General features: G+C 70.2%; 18 protein-coding genes and 1 pseudogene. 10 read left to right on the top strand and 9 right to left on the bottom strand.

Annotated features, from left to right (window positions below; all coding sequences use genetic code 11):
- Nucleotides 1-168: 168 nt before the first annotated feature.
- The 7 genes and pseudogenes from ACFFR3_RS09770 (at nucleotide 169) to ACFFR3_RS09740 (ending at nucleotide 6,731) form a co-directional block, all read left to right on the top strand.
- On the top strand, nucleotides 169-705 hold the full coding sequence (locus ACFFR3_RS09770; RefSeq protein WP_364379069.1) for an RNA polymerase sigma factor: 537 nt from the start codon (nucleotides 169-171) through the stop codon (nucleotides 703-705).
- Entirely contained in the window at nucleotides 698-1,429 is a 732-nt protein-coding gene (locus ACFFR3_RS09765) for a hypothetical protein (RefSeq protein WP_379482969.1), read from the top strand. The genes ACFFR3_RS09770 and ACFFR3_RS09765 overlap by 8 nt, the downstream gene beginning before the upstream one ends.
- A 282-nt stretch (nucleotides 1,430-1,711) precedes the next feature.
- Nucleotides 1,712-2,940: pseudogene (locus ACFFR3_RS09760) on the top strand (IS701 family transposase).
- A 286-nt stretch (nucleotides 2,941-3,226) separates the two neighbouring features.
- Nucleotides 3,227-4,756, top strand: coding sequence for a helix-turn-helix transcriptional regulator (locus ACFFR3_RS09755; RefSeq protein ID WP_379482968.1), 1,530 nt, complete (start codon nucleotides 3,227-3,229; stop codon nucleotides 4,754-4,756).
- A gap of 73 nt (nucleotides 4,757-4,829) precedes the next feature.
- On the top strand, nucleotides 4,830-5,105 hold the full coding sequence (locus ACFFR3_RS09750; protein WP_345408061.1) for a hypothetical protein: 276 nt from the start codon (nucleotides 4,830-4,832) through the stop codon (nucleotides 5,103-5,105).
- 28 nt (nucleotides 5,106-5,133) lie between these two features.
- Nucleotides 5,134-5,502 carry a DUF1622 domain-containing protein gene (locus ACFFR3_RS09745; protein ID WP_379482967.1) on the top strand — a complete coding sequence of 123 codons (369 nt, stop codon included), beginning with the start codon at nucleotides 5,134-5,136 and terminating at the stop codon, nucleotides 5,500-5,502.
- Between the two features lie 368 nt (nucleotides 5,503-5,870).
- Nucleotides 5,871-6,731 (top strand): class I SAM-dependent methyltransferase, encoded by an 861-nt coding sequence (locus tag ACFFR3_RS09740; protein ID WP_379482966.1) that lies wholly within the window; start codon nucleotides 5,871-5,873, stop codon nucleotides 6,729-6,731.
- A gap of 314 nt (nucleotides 6,732-7,045) precedes the next feature.
- Here the strand turns inward: ACFFR3_RS09740 and ACFFR3_RS09735 are convergent, their stop codons facing one another.
- Complete coding sequence (locus ACFFR3_RS09735) at nucleotides 7,046-7,672, bottom strand: response regulator (RefSeq protein ID WP_345408055.1); 627 nt, start codon at nucleotides 7,670-7,672, stop codon at nucleotides 7,046-7,048.
- Nucleotides 7,669-8,874, bottom strand: a complete 1,206-nt coding sequence (locus ACFFR3_RS09730; protein ID WP_345408053.1) for a sensor histidine kinase — start codon at nucleotides 8,872-8,874, stop codon at nucleotides 7,669-7,671. Before ACFFR3_RS09730 ends, ACFFR3_RS09735 begins: the two co-directional genes overlap by 4 nt.
- A gap of 114 nt (nucleotides 8,875-8,988) precedes the next feature.
- Here ACFFR3_RS09730 and ACFFR3_RS09725 point away from each other — a divergent pair, with 114 nt between their 5' ends.
- The gene (locus ACFFR3_RS09725) at nucleotides 8,989-9,168 is read left to right on the top strand and encodes a hypothetical protein (protein WP_345408051.1); all 180 of its coding nucleotides are present in this window, start codon (nucleotides 8,989-8,991) and stop codon (nucleotides 9,166-9,168) included.
- A gap of 128 nt (nucleotides 9,169-9,296) precedes the next feature.
- Here the strand turns inward: ACFFR3_RS09725 and ACFFR3_RS09720 are convergent, their stop codons facing one another.
- Nucleotides 9,297-9,674: a winged helix-turn-helix transcriptional regulator gene (locus tag ACFFR3_RS09720; protein WP_364379090.1), complete on the bottom strand. Its 378-nt coding sequence runs from the start codon at nucleotides 9,672-9,674 to the stop codon at nucleotides 9,297-9,299.
- A gap of 131 nt (nucleotides 9,675-9,805) precedes the next feature.
- Between ACFFR3_RS09720 and ACFFR3_RS09715 the strand changes: the two genes are divergently transcribed.
- Nucleotides 9,806-10,171: a DoxX family protein gene (locus ACFFR3_RS09715; protein WP_345408049.1), complete on the top strand. Its 366-nt coding sequence runs from the start codon at nucleotides 9,806-9,808 to the stop codon at nucleotides 10,169-10,171.
- A 145-nt stretch (nucleotides 10,172-10,316) separates the two neighbouring features.
- On the opposite strand, the gene ACFFR3_RS09710 is transcribed toward ACFFR3_RS09715, so the two are convergent.
- Nucleotides 10,317-10,679: a hypothetical protein gene (locus tag ACFFR3_RS09710; protein WP_379482965.1), complete on the bottom strand. Its 363-nt coding sequence runs from the start codon at nucleotides 10,677-10,679 to the stop codon at nucleotides 10,317-10,319.
- A 77-nt stretch (nucleotides 10,680-10,756) separates the two neighbouring features.
- Entirely contained in the window at nucleotides 10,757-11,407 is a 651-nt protein-coding gene (locus ACFFR3_RS09705) for a helix-turn-helix domain-containing protein (RefSeq protein WP_364379099.1), read from the bottom strand.
- 485 nt (nucleotides 11,408-11,892) lie between these two features.
- On the opposite strand from ACFFR3_RS09705, the gene ACFFR3_RS09700 reads away from it, so the two are divergent.
- The gene (locus ACFFR3_RS09700) at nucleotides 11,893-13,071 is read left to right on the top strand and encodes an MFS transporter (RefSeq protein WP_364379102.1); all 1,179 of its coding nucleotides are present in this window, start codon (nucleotides 11,893-11,895) and stop codon (nucleotides 13,069-13,071) included.
- Nucleotides 13,072-13,074: 3 nt separating this feature from the next.
- Here ACFFR3_RS09700 and narI read toward each other — a convergent pair whose 3' ends face one another.
- From narI to ACFFR3_RS09680, 4 genes are read right to left on the bottom strand one after another with little or no spacing between them, the layout of a single operon-like run.
- Entirely contained in the window at nucleotides 13,075-13,782 is a 708-nt protein-coding gene (gene narI / locus ACFFR3_RS09695; protein ID WP_345408041.1) for a respiratory nitrate reductase subunit gamma, read from the bottom strand.
- The gene (gene narJ / locus ACFFR3_RS09690) at nucleotides 13,779-14,387 is read right to left on the bottom strand and encodes a nitrate reductase molybdenum cofactor assembly chaperone (protein ID WP_364379108.1); all 609 of its coding nucleotides are present in this window, start codon (nucleotides 14,385-14,387) and stop codon (nucleotides 13,779-13,781) included. The genes narI and narJ overlap by 4 nt, the downstream gene beginning before the upstream one ends.
- Nucleotides 14,384-16,015, bottom strand: coding sequence for a nitrate reductase subunit beta (gene narH / locus ACFFR3_RS09685; RefSeq protein WP_364379111.1), 1,632 nt, complete (start codon nucleotides 16,013-16,015; stop codon nucleotides 14,384-14,386). The genes narJ and narH overlap by 4 nt, the downstream gene beginning before the upstream one ends.
- Nucleotides 16,015-19,602, bottom strand: coding sequence for a nitrate reductase subunit alpha (locus ACFFR3_RS09680; protein WP_364379114.1), 3,588 nt, complete (start codon nucleotides 19,600-19,602; stop codon nucleotides 16,015-16,017). Before ACFFR3_RS09680 ends, narH begins: the two co-directional genes overlap by 1 nt.
- Nucleotides 19,603-19,611: the final 9 nt, after the last annotated feature.

Genomic DNA, 19,611 nt, shown 5'->3' with positions numbered 1-19,611 from the left:
ATGAGGTTGGGCTCTTGGGGCGCGATCAGCCCAACGCTGCCGTTCGGCATGCCTCGCAGGGATGGTGAAAGCTTTCCGGCACATCGGGCAATCAGGGGTGACCGCCTTGTCGAATTTGGACGGAGAGCAGTGCGTGACCCAATCACGAATGCCAACGGGGCCGCTCGCATGAACGTTCCCACCCATCTGGGACTGGACCTGGATCAGATCTTCGATGCGCACTTCGCCGAGATCCATCGCTACATCGCTCAGCGGCTTTCCAGAGACGACGCCGACGACCTGGCGGGCGAGGTCTTTCTCATCGCTGCCGGAGGGGGATATGAATCCTCGCGCGGTGAGGTCAGACCTTGGCTGTACGGCATCGCCACGAAGCTCATCTCGAGACACCGCCGTAGCGAGATCCGCAGATGGAGAGCGCTGAGCCGGACATCCGAACGCGAGGCACAAAGCCACGAGGACACGACGCTCACGCGTGTCACGGCTGGAAGGCTCACTGGCAGGCTCGCGGGGGCGCTTGCCGGTCTGAACAGCGGCGACCGGGACGTGGTGCTGCTGGTGGCGCTGGGCGAATTGACCCACCGGGAAGTCGCAGCCGCCCTGAAAATCCCCTATGGCACCGTCGCGTCCCGGCTCAACCGGGCACGCAAGCAGCTTCGCAAGGCACTAGGCGACGTCAACCCGCTAAAGGAGGCGCACGATGGATGAGATCACGCTGCTCGCCCAGGCGATCCCGGATGAACCGCCGCCTTCAGCCGAGACCGTGGCCAGGGCCCGTGCGCGGCTGATCGCCCGCAGGGCTGCGGTACGTCAGCCCCGCCCGCGCCGGCAATGGGGCTGGGGCTGGACGGCGGGCGCCGCCGTCGTCACCGCGGCGGTCGTCATGACAGTGGCCATGCTGGTGTCGAACCTGATCGGCATTCCCGAACCCGCGCCGCTGGCCCCGCCCGCGACCCCGCCGGCCTTCGAAGAGCCACCACGCTCCTATAAGGGGCTGAACCGTCTATCGGCAACGACGGTGCCGCGGTCGGCGACAAAAGAGCGCCTCCGCTTCCGTCCCACGAGCGAAAACATCAAGATCGTGATCTTCTGCCAGAAGCCGGGCTCGATTTTCTTCACCAATGAGGGAACGAGCAGCGCCGGCGGCATATGTGGCCCGGACGGCGGGCTCAGCATGCTCGCGGACAAGGCGCACGAGCCGGGTTGGCTCGGCCGCGATCACCAAATCACTATCTGGGTCTTCCCCCCAGATGCCCCCGTCGCGCGCGGACGCGGTTCGTGCCCACGCAAGGATGCATGCAAGGGGAGGTACGACCTTTCCGACCCGAAGACAGCCGACCGGCTGGCCGCCAAACTCGGCAAGCGTCCCGGGGCTTGGTCGATCGCGGCGTACGACGCCCCGGCCGCGCCCACGGTTTCATCCGTGGATTAAGGGCTGTTTCTCAGAACCTTCCGGCCCAGGCGCCGAAACCGGCCTTGCTGATGTTCATGTCCCCAATGTTCACGACCGGCACTTTGTCGCCCCGATGATCGGGCACCCAGTGGTCGGCGCTGCCTAGGACTCCATTGACACTTAGCGATCTTGGGCTTTGAGGTGGCATGAAGACGGCCACCACGTGATCACTCGGAGTTTGTGAAGACATCTGAAGATCGCGTGATGGCCGTGGCCGACAGCGTAGACCCTGAAGGCTGGATGGTCACCTTCAACGACTTGATGAGCCGGATCGCCGTCCACTTCGGACGAGTCGAACCCCGGCGCACGGCCACCGCATACGTGCGCGGCCTGCTGGCCGACATCGACCGCAAGAACTGCTGGAACCTGGCCGAGCACGCCGGACTGACCGGCCCGCAGGCCATGCAGCGCCTGCTGCGCAGCGCCCGCTGGGACGCCGACGCCGTCCGCGATGACGTACGCGCCTACGTCATCGACCAACTCGGCCACGACGGCGTGCTCATCGTGGATGAGACCGGCTTCCTGAAGAAGGGCGCCGGCTCGGCCGAGGTGCAGCGGCAGTACACCGGCACCGCGGGACGGATCGAAAACAGTCAGGTCGGCGTGTTCCTGGCCTACGCCACCCCGCGGGGCCGCGCGCTGCTTGACCGGCGGCTCTACCTGTCCGAACACCCCTGGCTGGCCGACCCCGACCGCTGCCGGTCGGCCGGAGTGCCCGACGAGGCCACCTTCGCCACCAAGCCCACCCTGGCCGCCGCAATGATCGCCGCCGCGTTGGAGGCCGGATTGTCGACCCGCTGGGTGAGCGGTGACGAAGTTTACGGCCAAGATCCTCATCTGCGCCTTCTGCTGGAACAGCGCCAGGTCGGCTACGTACTGGCCATCGCCGGCAACCGGAGCGCGTCAACCTGGACGGGATCGATCACAGCCCGGCCCAGATCGCCGCCGGCGTGGCCGATCGGCACTGGCACCGCTACCGCGCCGGCCAAGGCGCCAAAGGTCCGCGCTGGTACGCCTGGGCCTGGGCGCGCATCGACGAAGCCACCGCCGAGGGGTACCGGTGGCTGCTGATCCGCCGCAACCTGAGCACCGGCGAGCTGGCTTTCTACCGCTGCTACGCGCCCACGCCCATGCCCCGCATGGCTCTGGTGAAGATCGCCGGTATCCGCTGGGCCGTGGAGGAGTCCTTCCAAGCGTCCAAGGGCCAGGTCGGGCTGGACCATTACCAGGTGCGCACCTGGACTGCCTGGCACCGGCACATCACCCTGGCCATGCTCGCCCTTGCCTTCCTCGCTGACCTCGCAGCGCTCCAACCTCCCTGCGGCGATGAGCACATCCCCCTGACCATGCCCGAGATCCGCCGGCTGCTGGCCGCCCTCATCCTCACCCGGCACCGCCCCGTCCACCATGTCCTGCACTGGTCACAGTGGCGCCGCCGCCATCAAGCCACCGCCCGACGCTGCCACTACCAGCGCAGATCCCAGCCCTGATCGGGACTGTAAGAACAACGGCTCTGTCCCGTAATCGGTGGTGGCGTTGGACGCTTTGGGCCGGCGACCTCGAGAACGCGGTGGCGGGGCTGACACAACTCCTCGATCATTGCCGGTCGACTGGGGTGATCGGGCTGCTGCCCCGGGTTTGTCTGCACCTCGGCCGAGGTCACCTCCTTCTTGGCGGCACCGCGATGCGCGGGCCGCCTCCGAAGAAGGGCTCAAGATCGCTGAGGATACCGATCGGCCACACTTCGCGGCACATCTGTCGGGGCTGCTGGCGTGCGTGGCGGCGATCGAAGGGGACGAGGCCGGCTGCCGGGAGGCGATCGGTGATGTGCTCGTCGGCGAGCCGACCGAGCGCGGTATTGAGTCCCGATACGCGATGGACCTGCTCGATCTGGGATTCGGCCGATACGAGGCCGTGGTGCGTCGGATGGCGGAGACACTGCACGATCCCGCCATGTATCTGACGAATACGCTGGTCAACCAGGTCGAAGCGGCGGTGCATGCCGGTCGGCGGGACCTGGCGAAGAATGCCGCCGCCCGCTTCGGTGCCTGGGCCGAGGTCGCCGGCCGCCCCTGTGCCGAGGCCATGGAGTTGCGCTGCCGGGCTCTTCTGGCCGATGGTGCCGAGGCCGGACGTTTGTACGCGCGAGCCGTACAACTACATCGCGAGGACCGGGCGCAGCCGTTCGAGCGGGCGCGCACCGAGTTGCTTTATGAGACGTGGCTGCGACGGGACCGGCGCCGCAACGACGCGCGTGAGCCACTGCACTCGGCCCTGGAAATCTTCGAACGGCTCCGGGCCAAACCATGGGCCGAGCGGGCGGGAGCAGAGCTGCGGGCCGCGGGCGAGGCGCGCCAGGCCCAAGCTGCCGCTCCGGATCTCCTCGACCGCCTCACCCCGCAGGAGCTCAACGTCGTGCGGCTGGCCGCGAAGGGGCTGTCCAACCGGGACATCGGCGCCCGGTTGTTCGTCAGCCCGCGGACCGTCGGCTATCACCTCTACAACGCGTATCCCAAGCTCGGCGTGGCCTCCCGGACCGAAATCCGGCGGCAGCTCGAACTGCCGCGTCGTGAGCTTGAAGTACTTCGCGCTGTCGGCGGGCTGGAACGTGTCGCTCGACACCGAAAAGCGGGGGATCCTCACCCGCACCACACCACCGCCGACGACCACCTGTGTGTTCGGATCCTGCGCGGTATGCTCGCCGCCCGTTGGGACCGGCAGGCTGACCGTCCTCCACAGAGCGGGGTCCAGGTCCGGCCCGTTGAACTCGTCATAGGTCACGAAATCATCGCGGTCCGCCTGTGTCACTGCTTCCACCTCCGGGCGGATCGGGCAGGGCACCTTGCCATGATCAGCCTCCTTTTCGTTGCCGGGATCGGCATTGCTCTGTTCGATGGACGCTATGAGCCTTTGGCTCAATCCGGCATCTGCCGCGTGACTGGGTGCTCTCGGAAAGGCGACGACTGTGCGGGGCTGGTCGCGGAGAAGATGATGCCCGGCACAGGAAGGGGCACCGGTCATTTCGCGGTGGCCCATCCGGTGGTCGTAATACCACAGCAGCGCCGGCCGCGTCCGAATGCCGGGCAGCACCTCCACGCTCACCTCACGCTGGATGATCTCGTAACGGTCGGCCGAGCGGGAACTGCGCCGGCGCATCGTCACCGGCGCCTTGCTGTCCGCCGGGACCCACGTGGAGATGCTCGCACCCGCCGAGCCGGCACAGGACGGCGTGCTGACCGGTATGTCCGGGGCGGCCGGGCAGGCGACCGGCGGGGCACGGGTGATCCGCGAACCGGCCGGCGGTGAATCCTTGACTGGTCAATGGCGTAGGCATCCCTAGGAATCGGGCATCGCGCATCGGGGGGTGGCGATGCCGACGATGGAACAGGTGCTGCGGCTGGTGTCGCAGGGACACGACGACACGGGGAGCGCCGCGGCGCTCGGTATCCCCGCCGGACAGGCGTACCTCATCGTGACCGGCGTGGCCGCGGACGGCTGGGACGGCTCAGACGGCGTGGACGGCGGGGACGGCGGGGACACCGTCACCCGGGCTGAGCGCCAACGTCTAGACATGTTGCCCTCGCGCGACTTTGCCTGCACCGTCGAAGCGCGGCGTGCGCGGCTCGCCTGCGAGAAGAACCCGCAGGGACGGTGAGCCCCGTCGAGCCGGTCGAGGACCCGCGATGGATCTGAAGCCCGTCATCGAGATGGCCGGACAGGCGGTCGATCTGGCCGGCGTCGCCGCCATCGTGGTGGGGGCGCTGGCGGCGACCTGCCGGTTCGGCTACCGGCTGCTGCTGCGGCATCCCGCTCACGACGCCTACCAGAGGTATCGCAAGGGGCTCGGGCGGGCCATCCTCCTGGGGCTTGAGTTCCTCGTCGCGGCGGACATCATCCGGACGGTCGCGATCTCCCCGACGTTCGCGAGCGTCGGCGTCCTCGCGGTGATCGTCTTGGTGCGGACGTTTCTCAGCTTCTCTCTGGAGGTGGAGCTGGAGGGCCGCTGGCCGTGGCAGCAGGGGCCTCCGGCCGCGCGGAGGAGGCAGGCATGAGGTGGGGATCCTGGCGCCGTGCTCACCGGCCGGGCAGCTCACGGGCGGAGTTGTGGACGTGGCCGGTCACCGGGGCCATTCCGGGACGACGAGCAGGGCGAGGAGATCGGACGCCAGGTGGGCCACATCGTCGCCGAGATCCCGTCGTCCACCCCTGGCCACGACGTCGAGCCGATCCACGACGTGGCGGAACGCGTTCGGCTGGTCCTGGCCGGACGGGTGTCAGGCGGGAAACGGTGGTCGACGTGGGCCTCACCAGGGGATGTATCGGATCTGATACGTTGAGCGCTGTCTCTGTCCTTGGCAAATAGTGCCGTACAGAAAGGCGGAATGTGCGCGCCGACAATCAGATCTCTGACCAGAAACTGATGAAGGCCGACTTCAACGACATCTACCACCAGCCAGATCCCCGCCCCTACTACGATCGCCTCGGCAGCCTCGACTATGCCGTCCCCCACCATGGACAACGCGTCTTCCGCAAGGTACTCGACGCCCTCGACGTCGACACCCCGACCGTGGTGGACCTGTGCTGCTCCTACGGAGTGAATGCGGCTCTGCTGAAATGCGATCTCACACTCGACCACCTCTACGACCACTACCGCGACGAGGACATGGCCTGCCTGGCGAGCGAGGAACTCGCCGATGCGGACCGCGCCTTCTACGAGGACCGGCGCCGGCGCACTCCTCCCCGGGTGGTCGGCATCGACACCTCCGCACCGGCCGTCGAGTACGGCCTCCAGGTCGGCCTGCTGGACGAAGGTTTGATCGAGAACATGGAGTGCGACGACCCGTCACCCGAACTGGCCGCGGCTGTGAGCGAGGCCGACCTGATCACGGTCACCGGCGGCATCGGCTACATCACTGACCGGTCGATCGACCGGCTGCTCGACTGCACCCTGCCCGGCCAGCGCCCGTGGTTCGCCGCACTGTGCCTGCGGACCGTCGATTTCACTCCCGTGGCCGACACACTGGCCCGCCACGGGCTCGTCACCGAACAGCTGCACGACACCACCTTCCCCCAGCGAAGATTCGCCGACGACCGCGAACGCGACTTCGCCCTGGACAGCCTCGCCGCGCAAGGGCTCGACCCCGCCGGCAAGGAGGACGCCGGCGAGTACCACGTCAACGTGTTCCTTGCCAGGCCCAGCGAACACATCGCCGCCGCACCCATCGACACCGTCCTCGACGACATGACCTCCAGCTCGTCAGGCAGCCCTTTGCCCGGGTGAGCCGAACTTTCGGACCTTCCGGGGCCGGCGTACAGGGCCGGCCTCGGAAGGTCCCGCTCTCGCCTGGCAGACCTGGTGCCAGAAGTGCTGGACCGTCTGCCACAACGCCACAGCGTCACGGACGTTCGTGCGTGGCACAGAACGCCTGCCACCACCATTCCAAGCGAGCCACGCACGGCTGCCCGTTCAGGGTTGCCGGTCCTGCCGGATGAAGCACTCGGCCAGCCGCTCCGCCGGCCGAACGCGGCCGGCGAGGACAGCCCGCACACGACCTGGTTTCCTCGGCGTTTTCAGCGCTGTTCCGGAGGCGGGGGTCAGGGCGGGGTGAGGATGCCGCGGGCGATGGCGGTGGTGACGGCGGCGGTGCGGTCGGTGACGCCGAGCTTGTCGAAGATGCGCATCATGTGGCTCTTCACGGTCGCCTCGCTGATGAACAGCTCCCGGCCCGTCTCCGGGTTCGACAGGCCCCGGGCGGCGCACTCCAGCACCTGGATCTCCCGGCTGGTGAGGGAGGGAACGTCGCCGCGCATGCGGGTGGCCAGCTTGGCGGCGACCGGGGCGGCGAGCACGGTGCCGCCCGTCGCGGCCGTGCGGATGCCGGCGACCAGTTGTTCCGCCGAGGTGTCCTTCAGCAGGTAGCCGGTCGCACCCGCGGCGACGGCGCGCAGGATGTCGCCGTCGGAGTCGTAGGTGGTGAGGACGACGATCGCCTTCGCGGTCCCGGCCGCGACGATCCGCCGGGTCGCCTCGACGCCGCCCATGCCGGGCAGCCGCAGGTCCATCAGCACCACGTCGGGCTCGACGGCCGCCGCCAGCGCGACCGCCTCCTCGCCGGTGCCACACTCGGCGACCACCGAGAGGCCCTGCTGGGCGGCCAGCACGGCGCACAGGCCCTGCCGGACGATGGGGTGGTCGTCGACGATGAGGACGCGTACGGTCACGACGGCAGCTCCACCTGCACGAGCGTTCCCGAGGGCCGGTTGGGGCCGACGGTCAGCGTGCCGCCGATCTCGGTGACGCGCTCGCGCATGCCGCCGATGCCGTACCCGGCGCCGGGTGCGCGGTGGTCGAAGCCGTGGCCGTCGTCGCCGATGCTCAGGGTCACGTCCGTGTCCTCGTACGTCAGCATGCCCTCCACCCGGGCCGCGCCGGAGGCGTGCTTGCGGACGTTGGCCAGGGCTTCCTGGGTGACGCGTAACAGCACCACTTCCTCGTTGGGGGTGAGCCGGCGGGGTGTGCCGGTCACCGTGAAGGCGGCGTCGAGCGCCGTCTCCGCCGCGAACCGCTCGATGAGCCCGCGCAGCGCGTCCGGGAGCGAGGAGTCGCGGAGCTGGGGCGGTGGCAGCGCGGCGACCAGGGCCCTGGCCTCGGCCAGGTTGTCCATGGCGGTGCGGCGGGCCTGGTCGAGGTGGCCGCGGGCGGCCTGGTCGCGTTCGCAGGTGCCGGCCTTGGCGGCTTCGATCAGGAGCAGCACGCTGGTGAAGCCCTGCGCGAGTGTGTCGTGGATCTCCCTGGCCAGCCGCTCCCGCTCGGCCAGCACCCCGGCCTCCCTGCTGACCTCGGCCAGCTCCGTCCGCGCCGCGGCCAGCTCTTCGACGAGCCTGGCCCGCTGCCGGCTCTGCTCGATGATCCGGGTGATCCAGACACCGAGGACGAGTGCGGTCAGCAGCGCCACCGCCGCCATCAGGAGCACCGAGGCCGGCTCCTGCCCGTACGCGTCGCTGCGGACGATCATGACGGCGGCCATCGACGTCACGCTCGCGACCGTCACGGGGATGGCCCTGCGCAGCGGCAGCAGCGCCCAGATGTGCGGGTACAGCATGAACGACATCAGCGGGCCGGACGGCGCCGCCGCCCACAGCGCCGCCGACAGGGGGAGGGCGCCGCACAGGTAGACGACGCCCAGCCGGCCGTGGGTGCGGTGGAGTGCGCGGGCGCCGGTGACGGCGTACCAGCCGCACAGCAGCGCGAGGATGACCAGGGCGGCGGGCCGCTCGACGGTGGGCGGACCGGCGTCGCCGATGATGATGAGACCGGCGGTGAGCAGGGCGAACACGGCGAAGGCGAGATGCCAGCCGGGAACGGTCCGGTGCCAGTCGTCCCGTCCGGGATCGACCGGAGCTGTGAGCGTGCCGCCAGCCATCCCGCCAGTATGGACCGGCGATGCCTCCGCCGGGTATCCGACTGTCGTCGGAATCGGGGTCCCGTCCTCCGGTGACTGTCCGCGTGCCGTCGTGCTCGGGAAGACTCACCGGCCATGAACGCGAAACTCTCCGCACGGATCCTCGTCGCCCTGTCCGTGGTCTACGGCCTGACCGTCGGCCTGCTGGCCCTGCTCGGCGTCGCCCAGACGGCCATGATGACCTTCCTCATCGCCGGCGCCGTGGTGCTCGGCGGCCTATGGGTCGTGCGCGGCCTGTTCACCGGCCGCGGATAGCGGCTCCCCCCGCCCACCTCAGCCGCCCGCGGTCATAGCGGGGCACGGGCACGGCGATCGAGCGTCGCATTGGGGGTGCCCACCGGCCAGCGGTCACCAGGGCAGATAACTGAAGGCGGGGCAGCGGGTCAAACGTTTCGGGCCTGATAGGCCTCTCGGCTGGCCTCGATGTGCGGGACGTGTTCGATGGCCCAGCCGGCGAGGGCCAGTGCGGGCGGAATGAGGCTCTTTCCGGTGGGGGTCAGCGCGTATTCGACCCGTGGCGGAACCTCGGCGTGCACCGTCCGCGATACCAGGCCATCGCGTTCGAGGTTCCGGAGTGTGAGGGTCAGCATCCGCTGGGAGATCCCCGGGATTTGCTGGTGCAGGTCGGTGAAGCGCAGGCTTCCCTGGTCCAGGGTCGCCACGATCAGCAACGTCCACTTGTTGCAGATGCGGTCGAGGATGGCGCGGATGGTCCGTCCTCCGTCCCCTCGGATCATGCAGGTGTGCTCGTACTCCGACATGACAGCCCCCTGTGCGCAACGCACACGTATGTGCCTTTTGTAAGGCATCCAATAGTGACGCATCATGAGGCTACTTACGACTGGTAACCATCCTGAGCCAGCCCTGCGTCACCCTATTCCGAGGTGCCTTCATGGAGATTTCCTACACGATCGTCGCAGTCCTTCTGGCCCTCTTCTACCTCTACGCCGGAGGCAAGAAGGTCGTGCAGAGCCAGGAGCGACTTCAGCCGATGATGGGCTGGGTCGACACCGTTCCCATGCCGCTCGTCCGCCTGATCGGAGTGCTGGAAGCCCTCGGCGCGGCCGGGCTGATCCTGCCGCCGCTGACCGGGATCGCGTCCTGGCTTGCCATCGCCGCAGCGGTCGGCCTGGTCCTGATCCAGGTCGGTGGCATCGCAGTCCACCTGACCCGCGGCGAGGCCCGGCTGATCGGACTCAACGTCGTCCTCCTGGCAGCCGCTGCGGCAACCGCCTGGCTCGGCACAACGTGGCTCTGAACCGTCCGCCCGGTCCCGGCCCGACCTCGTCGAGCGCTTGCGCCGCATGAGGAGAGCTGGTCACGGGAGGTCCAGGGCCAGACAGAGGTGGCGCGCTCGTGTGGGCTGACCGGCCCCCCGCCACGCCGTCGACCCTACCGAGACGTCAGGAACGTTCGGCGAGGGCGGCGCGGGTCAGGAAGGCGACCGCGACGAGGGGGATGGCACTCAGGCCCTGCATGGTGGCGTACCAGGGCGGGCAGAGGCCGGGGATCAGGTCCACGCCGACGATCGCGATCGGCATGATCGTGGTGATGGTGCGTACGCGTTCCAAGCTCGTTCGCGAGCCTCCCTCAGCCCGGGTGAGGAGGCGGTGCAGGAGCGGGGCCACGGCGAGGAGGATGACCGCGCGTACCCACATGAAGGTGCTGGCGGTGTCGCCGACGATCGTCAGTACGGCGACCGTCACGAGGGTGAGGGCGCTGAACACGCCGTAGATGTAGATGCACTTGAAGGCGTTCTTCGTCATGCCGGCGACGTTACGGACGGTGAGGGTGTGTCCGGTATGAGGCTGTGCGTACGGCCGGGTGGGGCCAGACCCACTCCCTAGAGCCCGTGGATGCGGCGGCCGGTGACCTGGTGGGGGACGATGCGGATGTAGAGGTGGCGTTCGCCGCCCGCCCACGGGGTGACGTCGGCGTCGATCGGGGCCTCGTCGTCGGTGACGTGGTGGGCGGGGCCCTGGACGAGGACGCTCCAGCCCTCGCGGCGCGCCTCGTCGATCCTGTCCACCTCGAAACCGATCTTGATCTCCACGCCTTTCAGGCCGGTGCGCAGGTCCTGGTCCATGGGGCCGCCGTGCTGGGTGCGGAAGACGATCGCGCCGTCGTGCACCGTGTAGTTCACCGGCAGCACCGTCGGGCCGTGCGAGCCGTTGAACGCCACCCGACCGATGCCACCGGGCGCGATCAGGCGCAGGCACTCCCCGGGCTCCAGCCGCTCCAGCTCGGGCTGCCCGGCGGTGGCGCCCCGGCCGGGCGGGCGGTCGAAGCCGCCGCCCAGCAGGTCCTCGGGCGTGGTCTCCAGCGCCTTGGCCAGCCGGGTCACCGTATCCCTGTCGGGGGTGCCCAGGTGGTCCTCCAGGTACTGGACGTATCCGGGCGACATGTCCGCGCGACCGGCCACCTCCTCCAGCGTGAAGCTCAGCTTGGTGCGGTGGTGGGTGATGCGACGTCCGAAATCGCCAGGATTCTTCATAAGGCTCTCCATACGTCAGAAGTTACCGATCCGTACGGCGCGGCCGACAGGGCCTTTGGTCCCTGATCGCCGGCCGGACCGGAGGGACTTCCGGCCCTGTTCGCCGGCCTCGCGCTGGGGTCGGATGGCGGTGAACCCGAGCACCCCATCGAGAAGAGGACTGTGCTCATGACCCCAGTCATGGAGCTGCTGGCCGCGCCGGAGGAGAAAGAGGCCGAGCAGCTGGACCCCTCGTGGCGGGCGGCCAACGGCCGGTGATCGTGCTCCGATCGCCCAAGGGCTGAGCTGTTCGACGGCACCGGCGCGCCCGCCGAGACCGTACGAGCGCTCCCGCCGGAGCTCAGTCAGCCACGCGCTGCTGCACCACGCGCCGTGCCCGCTCGCCTTCGTCAGGGTCCCGCGATGACCCCGCGCGGTGCCTGGACGAGCAGACAGGCGGCTCGGAGACTGAGGGTCACCGAACGACGTCGAAGGGTGAGGGCGAGATGACGGAGACCGGCGGACGGCAGGCGATGCTCATGCTGTCCCTCGCGACCGTGGGGTTCGCGGTGAACTTCTGGGCCTGGGCCCTGCTCAGCCCGCTGGGCCCGCGTTTCAAGGAGCTGCTCGGCCTCTCGGCGCCGCAGCAGGCGCTCCTGGTGGCGGTGCCGGTGATCGTGGGCTCGCTGGGCCGGATCCCGGTGGGCGCGCTGACCGACCGGTACGGCGGACGGGTGATGTTCCCCCTGGTGTCGGCCGTCACCATCGTCCCTGTGCTGTTCATCGGCCTGGCGGGCCAGACGTCTTTCGCGGCGCTGCTGGCCGGCGGGTTCTTCCTCGGCATCGCGGGCACCGCGTTCGCCGTCGGCGTGCCGTTCGTCAACGCGTGGTTCCCGCCACAGCGGCGCGGCCTCGCCGTGGGGATCTTCGGCGCGGGCATGGGCGGCACCGCCGTCAGCGCCCTGACCACGGTCGGGCTGGTCGAGTGGGGTGGCGCGGCGGCTCCGTTCGTCATCACGGCGGTCGTGCTGGCGATCTACGCGGTCGTGTCGTGGCTGGTGCTACGGGACGCGCCGGGCCGCAGCATCCCCGGGCAGCCGCTGATGACGCGCCTGGCGGCCACCGCGCGGCTGCCGATCACGTGGCAGGCCTGCCTGCTGTACGCGGTCGCGTTCGGCGGCTACGTCGCCTTCTCCGTCTACCTGCCCGCCTACCTGCAGACCGGGTACGGCCTGGAGCAGGCGGACGCCGCGTACCGGATGGCCGGGTTCGTCGTGCTGGCGGTGCTGATGCGGCCGCTCGGCGGCTGGCTGTCGGACCGGATCGGCCCCGTCCGCGTCCTGGCCGGGGTGTTCGCCGTGGTCGCCGTCATGGCCGCGATCCAGGCCCTGACGCCGCCGCTGCTGCCGGTGGGCACGGTCGCGTTCCTGTCGATGGCGGCGGCGCTCGGCGCGGGCAGCGGCGCCACGTTCGCGCTCGTCGCCCAGGTCGCCCCGGCCGACAAGGTCGGCTCGGTCACCGGGCTGGTGGGGGCGGCCGGCGGGCTGGGCGGGTTCGTGCCGCCGCTGGTCATGGGCTTCATCTACGGCCGGCTCGGCTCGTACGGACTCGGCCTCGCCCTGCTGGCCGTCACCGCCGCGCTCGCCGTCGTCCTGACCCTGACCGCGGTACGGGCCCACGCGTGAGCGTCAGCGCGACGGCTCCCAGCCGCGCCGGGGCCGCCCCTCGTCCCTGCTGCGATAGACGATGTACGGCCGGGTCAGGTAGCCGACCGGCGCGGTGAGCATGTGCACCAGCCGGGTGAACGGCCAGATCGCGAACAGCACCAGCGCGCTCAGTGCGTGCAGCTGGAACAGCAGGGGCACGCCCGCCATCAGGGCGGGTTCCGGCTGGAAGGAGAAGATCGACCGGAACCAGGGCGAGACGGTCGTCCGGTAGTCGTAGCCGCCGCCGGTGATGTTGGCCAGGACGGTGGCGGCCAGGCCGAGGGCGATGGTGAGGGCGAGGACGGCGTACATGAGCTTGTCGTTGCGGGTGGTGGCGGTGAAGACGGGGCCGACCGTGCGGCGGCGGTAGATGAGGATGGCCAGGCCGCCCACGGTCGCGACGCCCGCGATCGTGCCCAGGACGACGGCGAGCAGGTGGTAGAGCCCTTCCCCGATGCCGACGGCCTCGGTCCAGCTCTTGGGGATCACCAGGCCGCCGACGTGGCCGAGCGCCACGACCAGGATACCGAAGTGGAACAGCGGGCTGCCGACGCGCAACAGCCGCGACTCGTACAGCTGGGACGAGCGCGTCGTCCAGCCGAACTTGTCGTAGCGGTAGCGCCACACGTGCCCGAGCACGAACACGGTCAGCGCCACGTACGGCAGCACCACCCACAGCAGGACGCTCATCGGCCCGCCTCCATGATCGCGTACGGTTCCAGGCCGACCGCCTCGGCGGGCGGGCCCTCGGCGGCCAGCCGCAGCGCGGCCTCCCGCTCGCGCGCGCCCGCCGGCGGCAGCGTGGCCAGCACGGCGGCCACCACGTCCGCGTACGGCGAACCCTCCTCGCGCAGCGCCGCGTGCAGCACCTCCACGCCCGCCCGGTGCTCCAGCAGCAGCCGGCGGGCCTCGCGGACGGCGCCGCGCGCCGACAGCTCGCACACCACGGCCAGGTGGTCGGGCAGCTCGCCGTCGGCGAGCTCGAAGCCGGCTGTTTTCAGCGCGTGCTGGAAGCGCAGCAGCGCGGCGCCGCGCTTGCGGGTGTCGCCGTAGGCGTAATAGGTGAGGTAAGGGCAACAGCGCCGCTTCATGTCGAACGTGGCCACGTAGTGCGCGGCCAGGGCGGCCTGGCCGGTGGCGGCCACGTGGCCGAGGAAGGCGGACAGCCGCTCGCGTGCCTCACCGGCCGGCAGCCCGCCGACCGCTTCGCGCAGCACGGCGAGCCCGTCGTGCAGCCGGTCGTCGGGGTAGCCGAGCAGCACAGAGGCGACCATGTGGACGGTCCGCACGCTCACTTCTTCCTCCTCGGGAACAGGCCGTCTGGGACGCCCTTGCCGTCCCAGTTGAGTAGGTTGACCCGGCCGCGCAGCTCGTCGGCGTCGTCCAGGTCGTCGCCGGTCTGGCGCTCGCGCAGGGCGTGGAAGTTCTCCACCGCGACCGGCGCGGGCCGCCCGGACGCCTCGCCGAACGGGCCGTTCATGCCGGGGCCGCCCTCGTAGTCCAGGCTGCAGCCCAGCTCCTCCAACTGGGCGGCCTGCTCGGCGTGGGCCTTGGGGATGACGTACCGCTCGCCGTAGGGGGCGAGCGCGAGCAGCCGGTGCATGGCCTCGACCTGCGCGCCGCTCATTCCGACCGCCTGCGCGATCGACGTGTCGGGCTCCTGGCCGAGGTTGAGCCGGCGCATGTACGAGCGCATCGCGGCCAGCCGGCGCAACACCGCCCGCACCGGCTCGGGGTCGCCGGCCGTGAACAGCTCGGCGAGGTAGCCGATCGGGATGCGCAGCGCGTCGATCGCGCCGAACAGGTTGCCCGCGTCCTCGCCGTCGTGCCCGGTGCCCGCCAGCACGTCCACCACGGGGGACAGGGGCGGGATGTACCAGACCATCGGCATCGTCCGGTACTCCGGGTGCAGCGGCAGCGCGACACCGTACTCGAAGATCAGCCGGTGGATCGGGGAGTCACGGGCGGCGTCCAGCCAGTCGTCGGGGATGCCCTCGGCGCGGGCGGCGGCGATCACGCCGGGGTCGCGCGGGTCGAGTAGCACGCCCTTCTGCGCCGCGAACAGATCCCGCTCGTCCGGCACTGAGGCGGCCTCGGCGACGCGGTCGGCGTCGTACAGGACGAGGCCGATGTAGCGCAGCCGGCCCACGCACGTCTCCGAGCAGACCGTCGGGATGCCCACCTCGACGCGCGGGAAGCAAAACGTGCACTTCTCCGCCTTGCCGGTGCGATGGTTGAAGTACACCTTCTTGTACGGGCACCCCGTCACGCACATCCGCCATCCCCGGCAGCGGTCCTGGTCCACCAGCACGATGCCGTCCTCCGACCGCTTGTACAGCGCGCCGGACGGGCAGGAGGCCACGCAGGAGGGGTTGAGGCAGTGCTCGCAGATGCGCGGCAGGTAGAACATGAACGCCCGCTCGAACTCCAGCCTGACCTGCTCCGACAGCTTCCGCAGCACCGGGTCGGGCGAGGGGTCGCCGGCCAGGTCGTCGTCCCAGTTCGCGCTCCAGCCGATCTTCATGGGGCGTCCGGTGATGAGCGAGCGGGGCCGGGCCACCGGGGTGTCGGCCTGCATGGGGGCGGAGAAGAGCCGGTCGTAGTCGTACGTCCAGGGCTCGTAGTAGTCCTGGATGGACGGCATGAGCGGATTGGCGAAGATCGTCAGCAGCTTCCTGAGCCGGCCGCCGGCCTTCAGCGTGAGCCGGCCGCGCCGGTTCAGCTCCCAGCCGCCCTGCCACTTCTCCTGGTCCTGGTAGCCGCGGGGGTAGCCCTGGCCCGGGCGGGTCTCGACGTTGTTGAACCAGACGTACTCGGTGCCCGCCCGGTTGGTCCACGCCTGCTTGCAGGTGACGGAACAGGTGTGGCAGCCGATGCACTTGTCCAGGTTCATCACCATGGCGAGCTGTGCCATCACGCGCATCAGTAGTCGACCTCCTGGCTGCGGCGGCGGATCACGGTGACCTCGTCGCGCTGGTTGCCGGTCGGGCCCAGATAGTTGAAGGCGAAGCTGAGCTGGGCGTACCCGCCGATCAGATGGGTGGGTTTGACCAGGAGGCGGGTGAGCGAGTTGTGGATGCCGCCACGCAGGCCGGAGATCTCGCTCTTGGGCACGTCCACCACCCGCTCCTGGGCGTGGTACATGAACACCGTGCCCTCCGGCATGCGGTGCGAGACGACCGCGCGGGCCACCACGACGCCGTTGCGGTTGACCGCCTCCACCCAGTCGTTGTCGCCGACGCCGGCCTTCGCGGCGTCGGCCGGGCTCATCCAGATCGTCGGCCCGCCCCGCGACAGGGTCAGCATGAGCAGGTTGTCCTGGTACTCGGAGTGGATGGACCACTTCGAGTGCGGGGTGAGGTAGCGCACGACCACGCCCTGCTCGCTCGCACCCAAGGCCGGTTCGCCGAACATCGCGGTCATGTTCAGCGGCGGCCGGTAGACCGGCAGCGCCTCGCCCGCCTCGTGGATCCAGTCGTGATCGAGGTAGAAGTGCTGGCGGCCGGTGAGCGTGTGCCAGGGCTTGAGGTGCTCGACGTTGATCGTGAACGGCGCGTAGCGCCGCCCGTCGCTCTCGCTGCCCGACCACTCCGGCGAGGTGATCACCGGCACCGGCCTGGCCTGGGTGTCGGCGAAGGTGATCTGCCGGTGCTCGTCGGCCAGCCCGTCGAACGACGTGCCGGTCCGCCGGCCCAGCGTGGCGAACCCCTGCGCGGCCAGGCGCCCGTTCGTGGTGCCCGACAGCGCCAGGATGGCCTCGCACAGGTCGCTGTCGCGGGCCAGCGACGGGCGGCCGTCCCGCGTGCCGTTGAGCCGGGACAGCCGGTCGATCTCGCCCGACACGTCGTACGTCAGGCCCTTGGTGGTCGCGCCGAGCCGCTCCAGCAGCGGGCCGAGCGCGGCCATCTTCTCCGCCACCGCCGCGTAGTCGCGCTCCACCACGACCACCTTCGGGAAGTCGCGGCCCGGTGTGGGGCGCCTGTTGAGCGCGCGCCAGTCGTGCACGCGGCCGTGCGGGGTGGCCAGCTCGTCGGGGGTGTCGTGCAGCAGCGGCACGGCGACCAGGTCCTTGCGCGTGCCGAGGTAAGTGCGGGCCAGGTCGCTGAACGCGCGGGCGATGGCGTGGAAGGCGGCGAAGTCCGTGCGGGTCTGCCACGGCGGGTCGATGGCCGGGGTGAAGGCGTGCACGAACGGGTGCATGTCGGTCGAGGACAGGTCGTGCTTCTCGTACCAGGTGGCGGCCGGCAGCACGATGTCGGAGAACAGCGTCGTGGACGTCATCCGGAAGTCCAGCGACAGCAGCAGGTCGAGCTTGCCGCGCGGCGCCTCCTCCGGCCAGGCCACGCCCTCGGGACGGCTTTCGGGCGGGGCCTGCTGGGCGCGGACGGCCGAGTCGGCGCCGAGCAGGTGGCGCAGGAAGTACTCGTTGCCCTTGGCCGAGGAGCCCAGCAGGTTGGCCCGCCACACGGTCAGCACGCGCGGCCAGTTCGCGGGGGCGTCGGGGTCCTCGCAGGCGAAGCCGAGCCGCCCGGTGGCGACCTGCCCCGCCACGTACGCGGCCGGGTCGTCGCCCGCCTCGTCGGCCAGGTCGAGCGGGTTGCGGTCGAACGTCGGATACGACGGCATCCACCCCAGCCGGGCCGACTGCGCCAGCAGGTCCGCGGTGGCCTTCCCGGCGAAGACGCCCTCGGCGAGCGGTGAGGAGACGACGTCGGCGCTGTAGGTGTCGTAGCGCCACTGGTCGGTGTGCAGATACCAGTACGCGGTGCCGATCATCTGCCGGGGCGGCCGCAGCCAGTCCAGCCCGAACGCCAGCTGCGCCCACCCGGTGATCGGCCGGCACTTCTCCTGCCCGACGTAGTGGGCCCAGCCGCCGCCGTTGACGCCCTGGCAGCCGGTCAGCGTGGTCAGCGCCAGCATCGCCCGGTAGATGGCGTCGGAGTGGAACCAGTGGTTCGTCCCCGCCCCCATGATGATCATCGAACGGCCGCCCGACTCCTCCGCGCTGGCGGCGAACTCCCTGGCGATCCTCGCCACCGCCTGCGCCGGGACGCCGGTGATCGCCTCCTGCCAGGCCGGCGTGCACGGCTCGTTCTCCGATGCTCCCCGCAGCCCGTCGCGCGCCACCCCGTACTGGGCGAGCATCAGGTCGTACACCGTCGTGACCAGGTGGCCGCCGACCCGCCGCACCGGCACGCCGCGCTCCAGCACGCCCTCGCTGTCGAAGCGGGGCAGCGCGACCGTCACCGCCTCCGCTCCCATGCAGGTCAGCAGCGGGTCCACGCCGTCCAGGTCGAGGTTCCAGCGGCCCTGCCCCTGCTCGCCGTAGCGGAAGGCGAGCGAGCCGTTCGGCACGACCGGCTCGCCGGTGCGCGCGTCCAGCAGCACCGTCGCGAACGCCCCCTCCGGCCTGCCGAGATCGGCCGCCGTGAGGAACTTGTCCGGCACGTACGACCCGCCGCGCTCCCGCAGCCGCACCAGGAACGGCAGGTCCGTGAAGCGCTTGACGTAGCCGGTGAAGGCGGGCGTCTCGCGATCGACGAAGAACTCCTTGAGGATCACGTGCCCCATCGCCATCGCCAGTGCGCCGTCCGTGCCCGGGTGCGGGGCCAGCCACTCGTCGGCGAACTTGGCGGCGTCGTTGTAGTCGGGCGCCAGCACCACCACCTTCTGCCCGCGGTAGCGCGCCTCGGCCATGTAGTGGGCGTCCGGCGTGCGGGTGACCGGCACGTTCGAGCCCCACAGCATCAGGTACGCCGCGTCCCACCAGTCGGCCGACTCCGGCACGTCCGTCTGGTCGCCGAACACCTGGGGCGAGGCGACCGGCAGGTCGGCGTACCAGTCGTAGAAGGACAGCATCGCGCCGCCGATCAGCGAGACGAACCGGGCGCCGACCGCGTGCGAGGCCATCGACATGGCCGGGATGGGGGAGAAGCCCGCCACCCGGTCGGGGCCGTAGGTCCTGATGGTGTGCACGTGCGCGGCGGCGATGATCTCGCATGCCTCGTCCCAGCTGATGCGGACGAGCCCGCCCTTGCCCCGCGCCGACTGGTAGCCGGCCCGTTTGCCCGGGTCAGAGGTGACCTCCGCCCACGCCGCCACCGGATCACCCAGCCGCGCCTTCGCCTCCCGGTACAGCTCCACCAGGACGCCGCGCGCGTACGGGTAGCGGACGCGGGTGGGGGAGTAGGTGTACCAGGAGAAGGCCGCGCCACGAGGACAGCCGCGCGGCTCGTACTCCGGCCGGTCGCCCCCGACGCTCGGATAGTCGGTCTGCTGCGCCTCCCACGTGATGATGCCGTCCTTGACGTACACCTTCCACGAGCACGAGCCGGTGCAGTTCACGCCGTGCGTGGAGCGGACCACCTTGTCGTGGCTCCACCGGTCCCGGTAGAAGGCGTCCGCCCGCCGGCCGCCCACCTGGTGGAGCGCCCTGAGGTCCGGCGAGACCGTGCCGGGCCGCAGGTGCCGTCCCAGCCTCAGCAGCGCGTCGCTGACCGCTCCGTCCATGTCACTCGC

The sequence above is a fragment of the Nonomuraea salmonea genome, assembly GCF_042428605.1.
Classification (GTDB): domain Bacteria; phylum Actinomycetota; class Actinomycetes; order Streptosporangiales; family Streptosporangiaceae; genus Nonomuraea; species Nonomuraea salmonea.
This window is presented reverse-complemented; position numbering and strand designations above follow the sequence as displayed.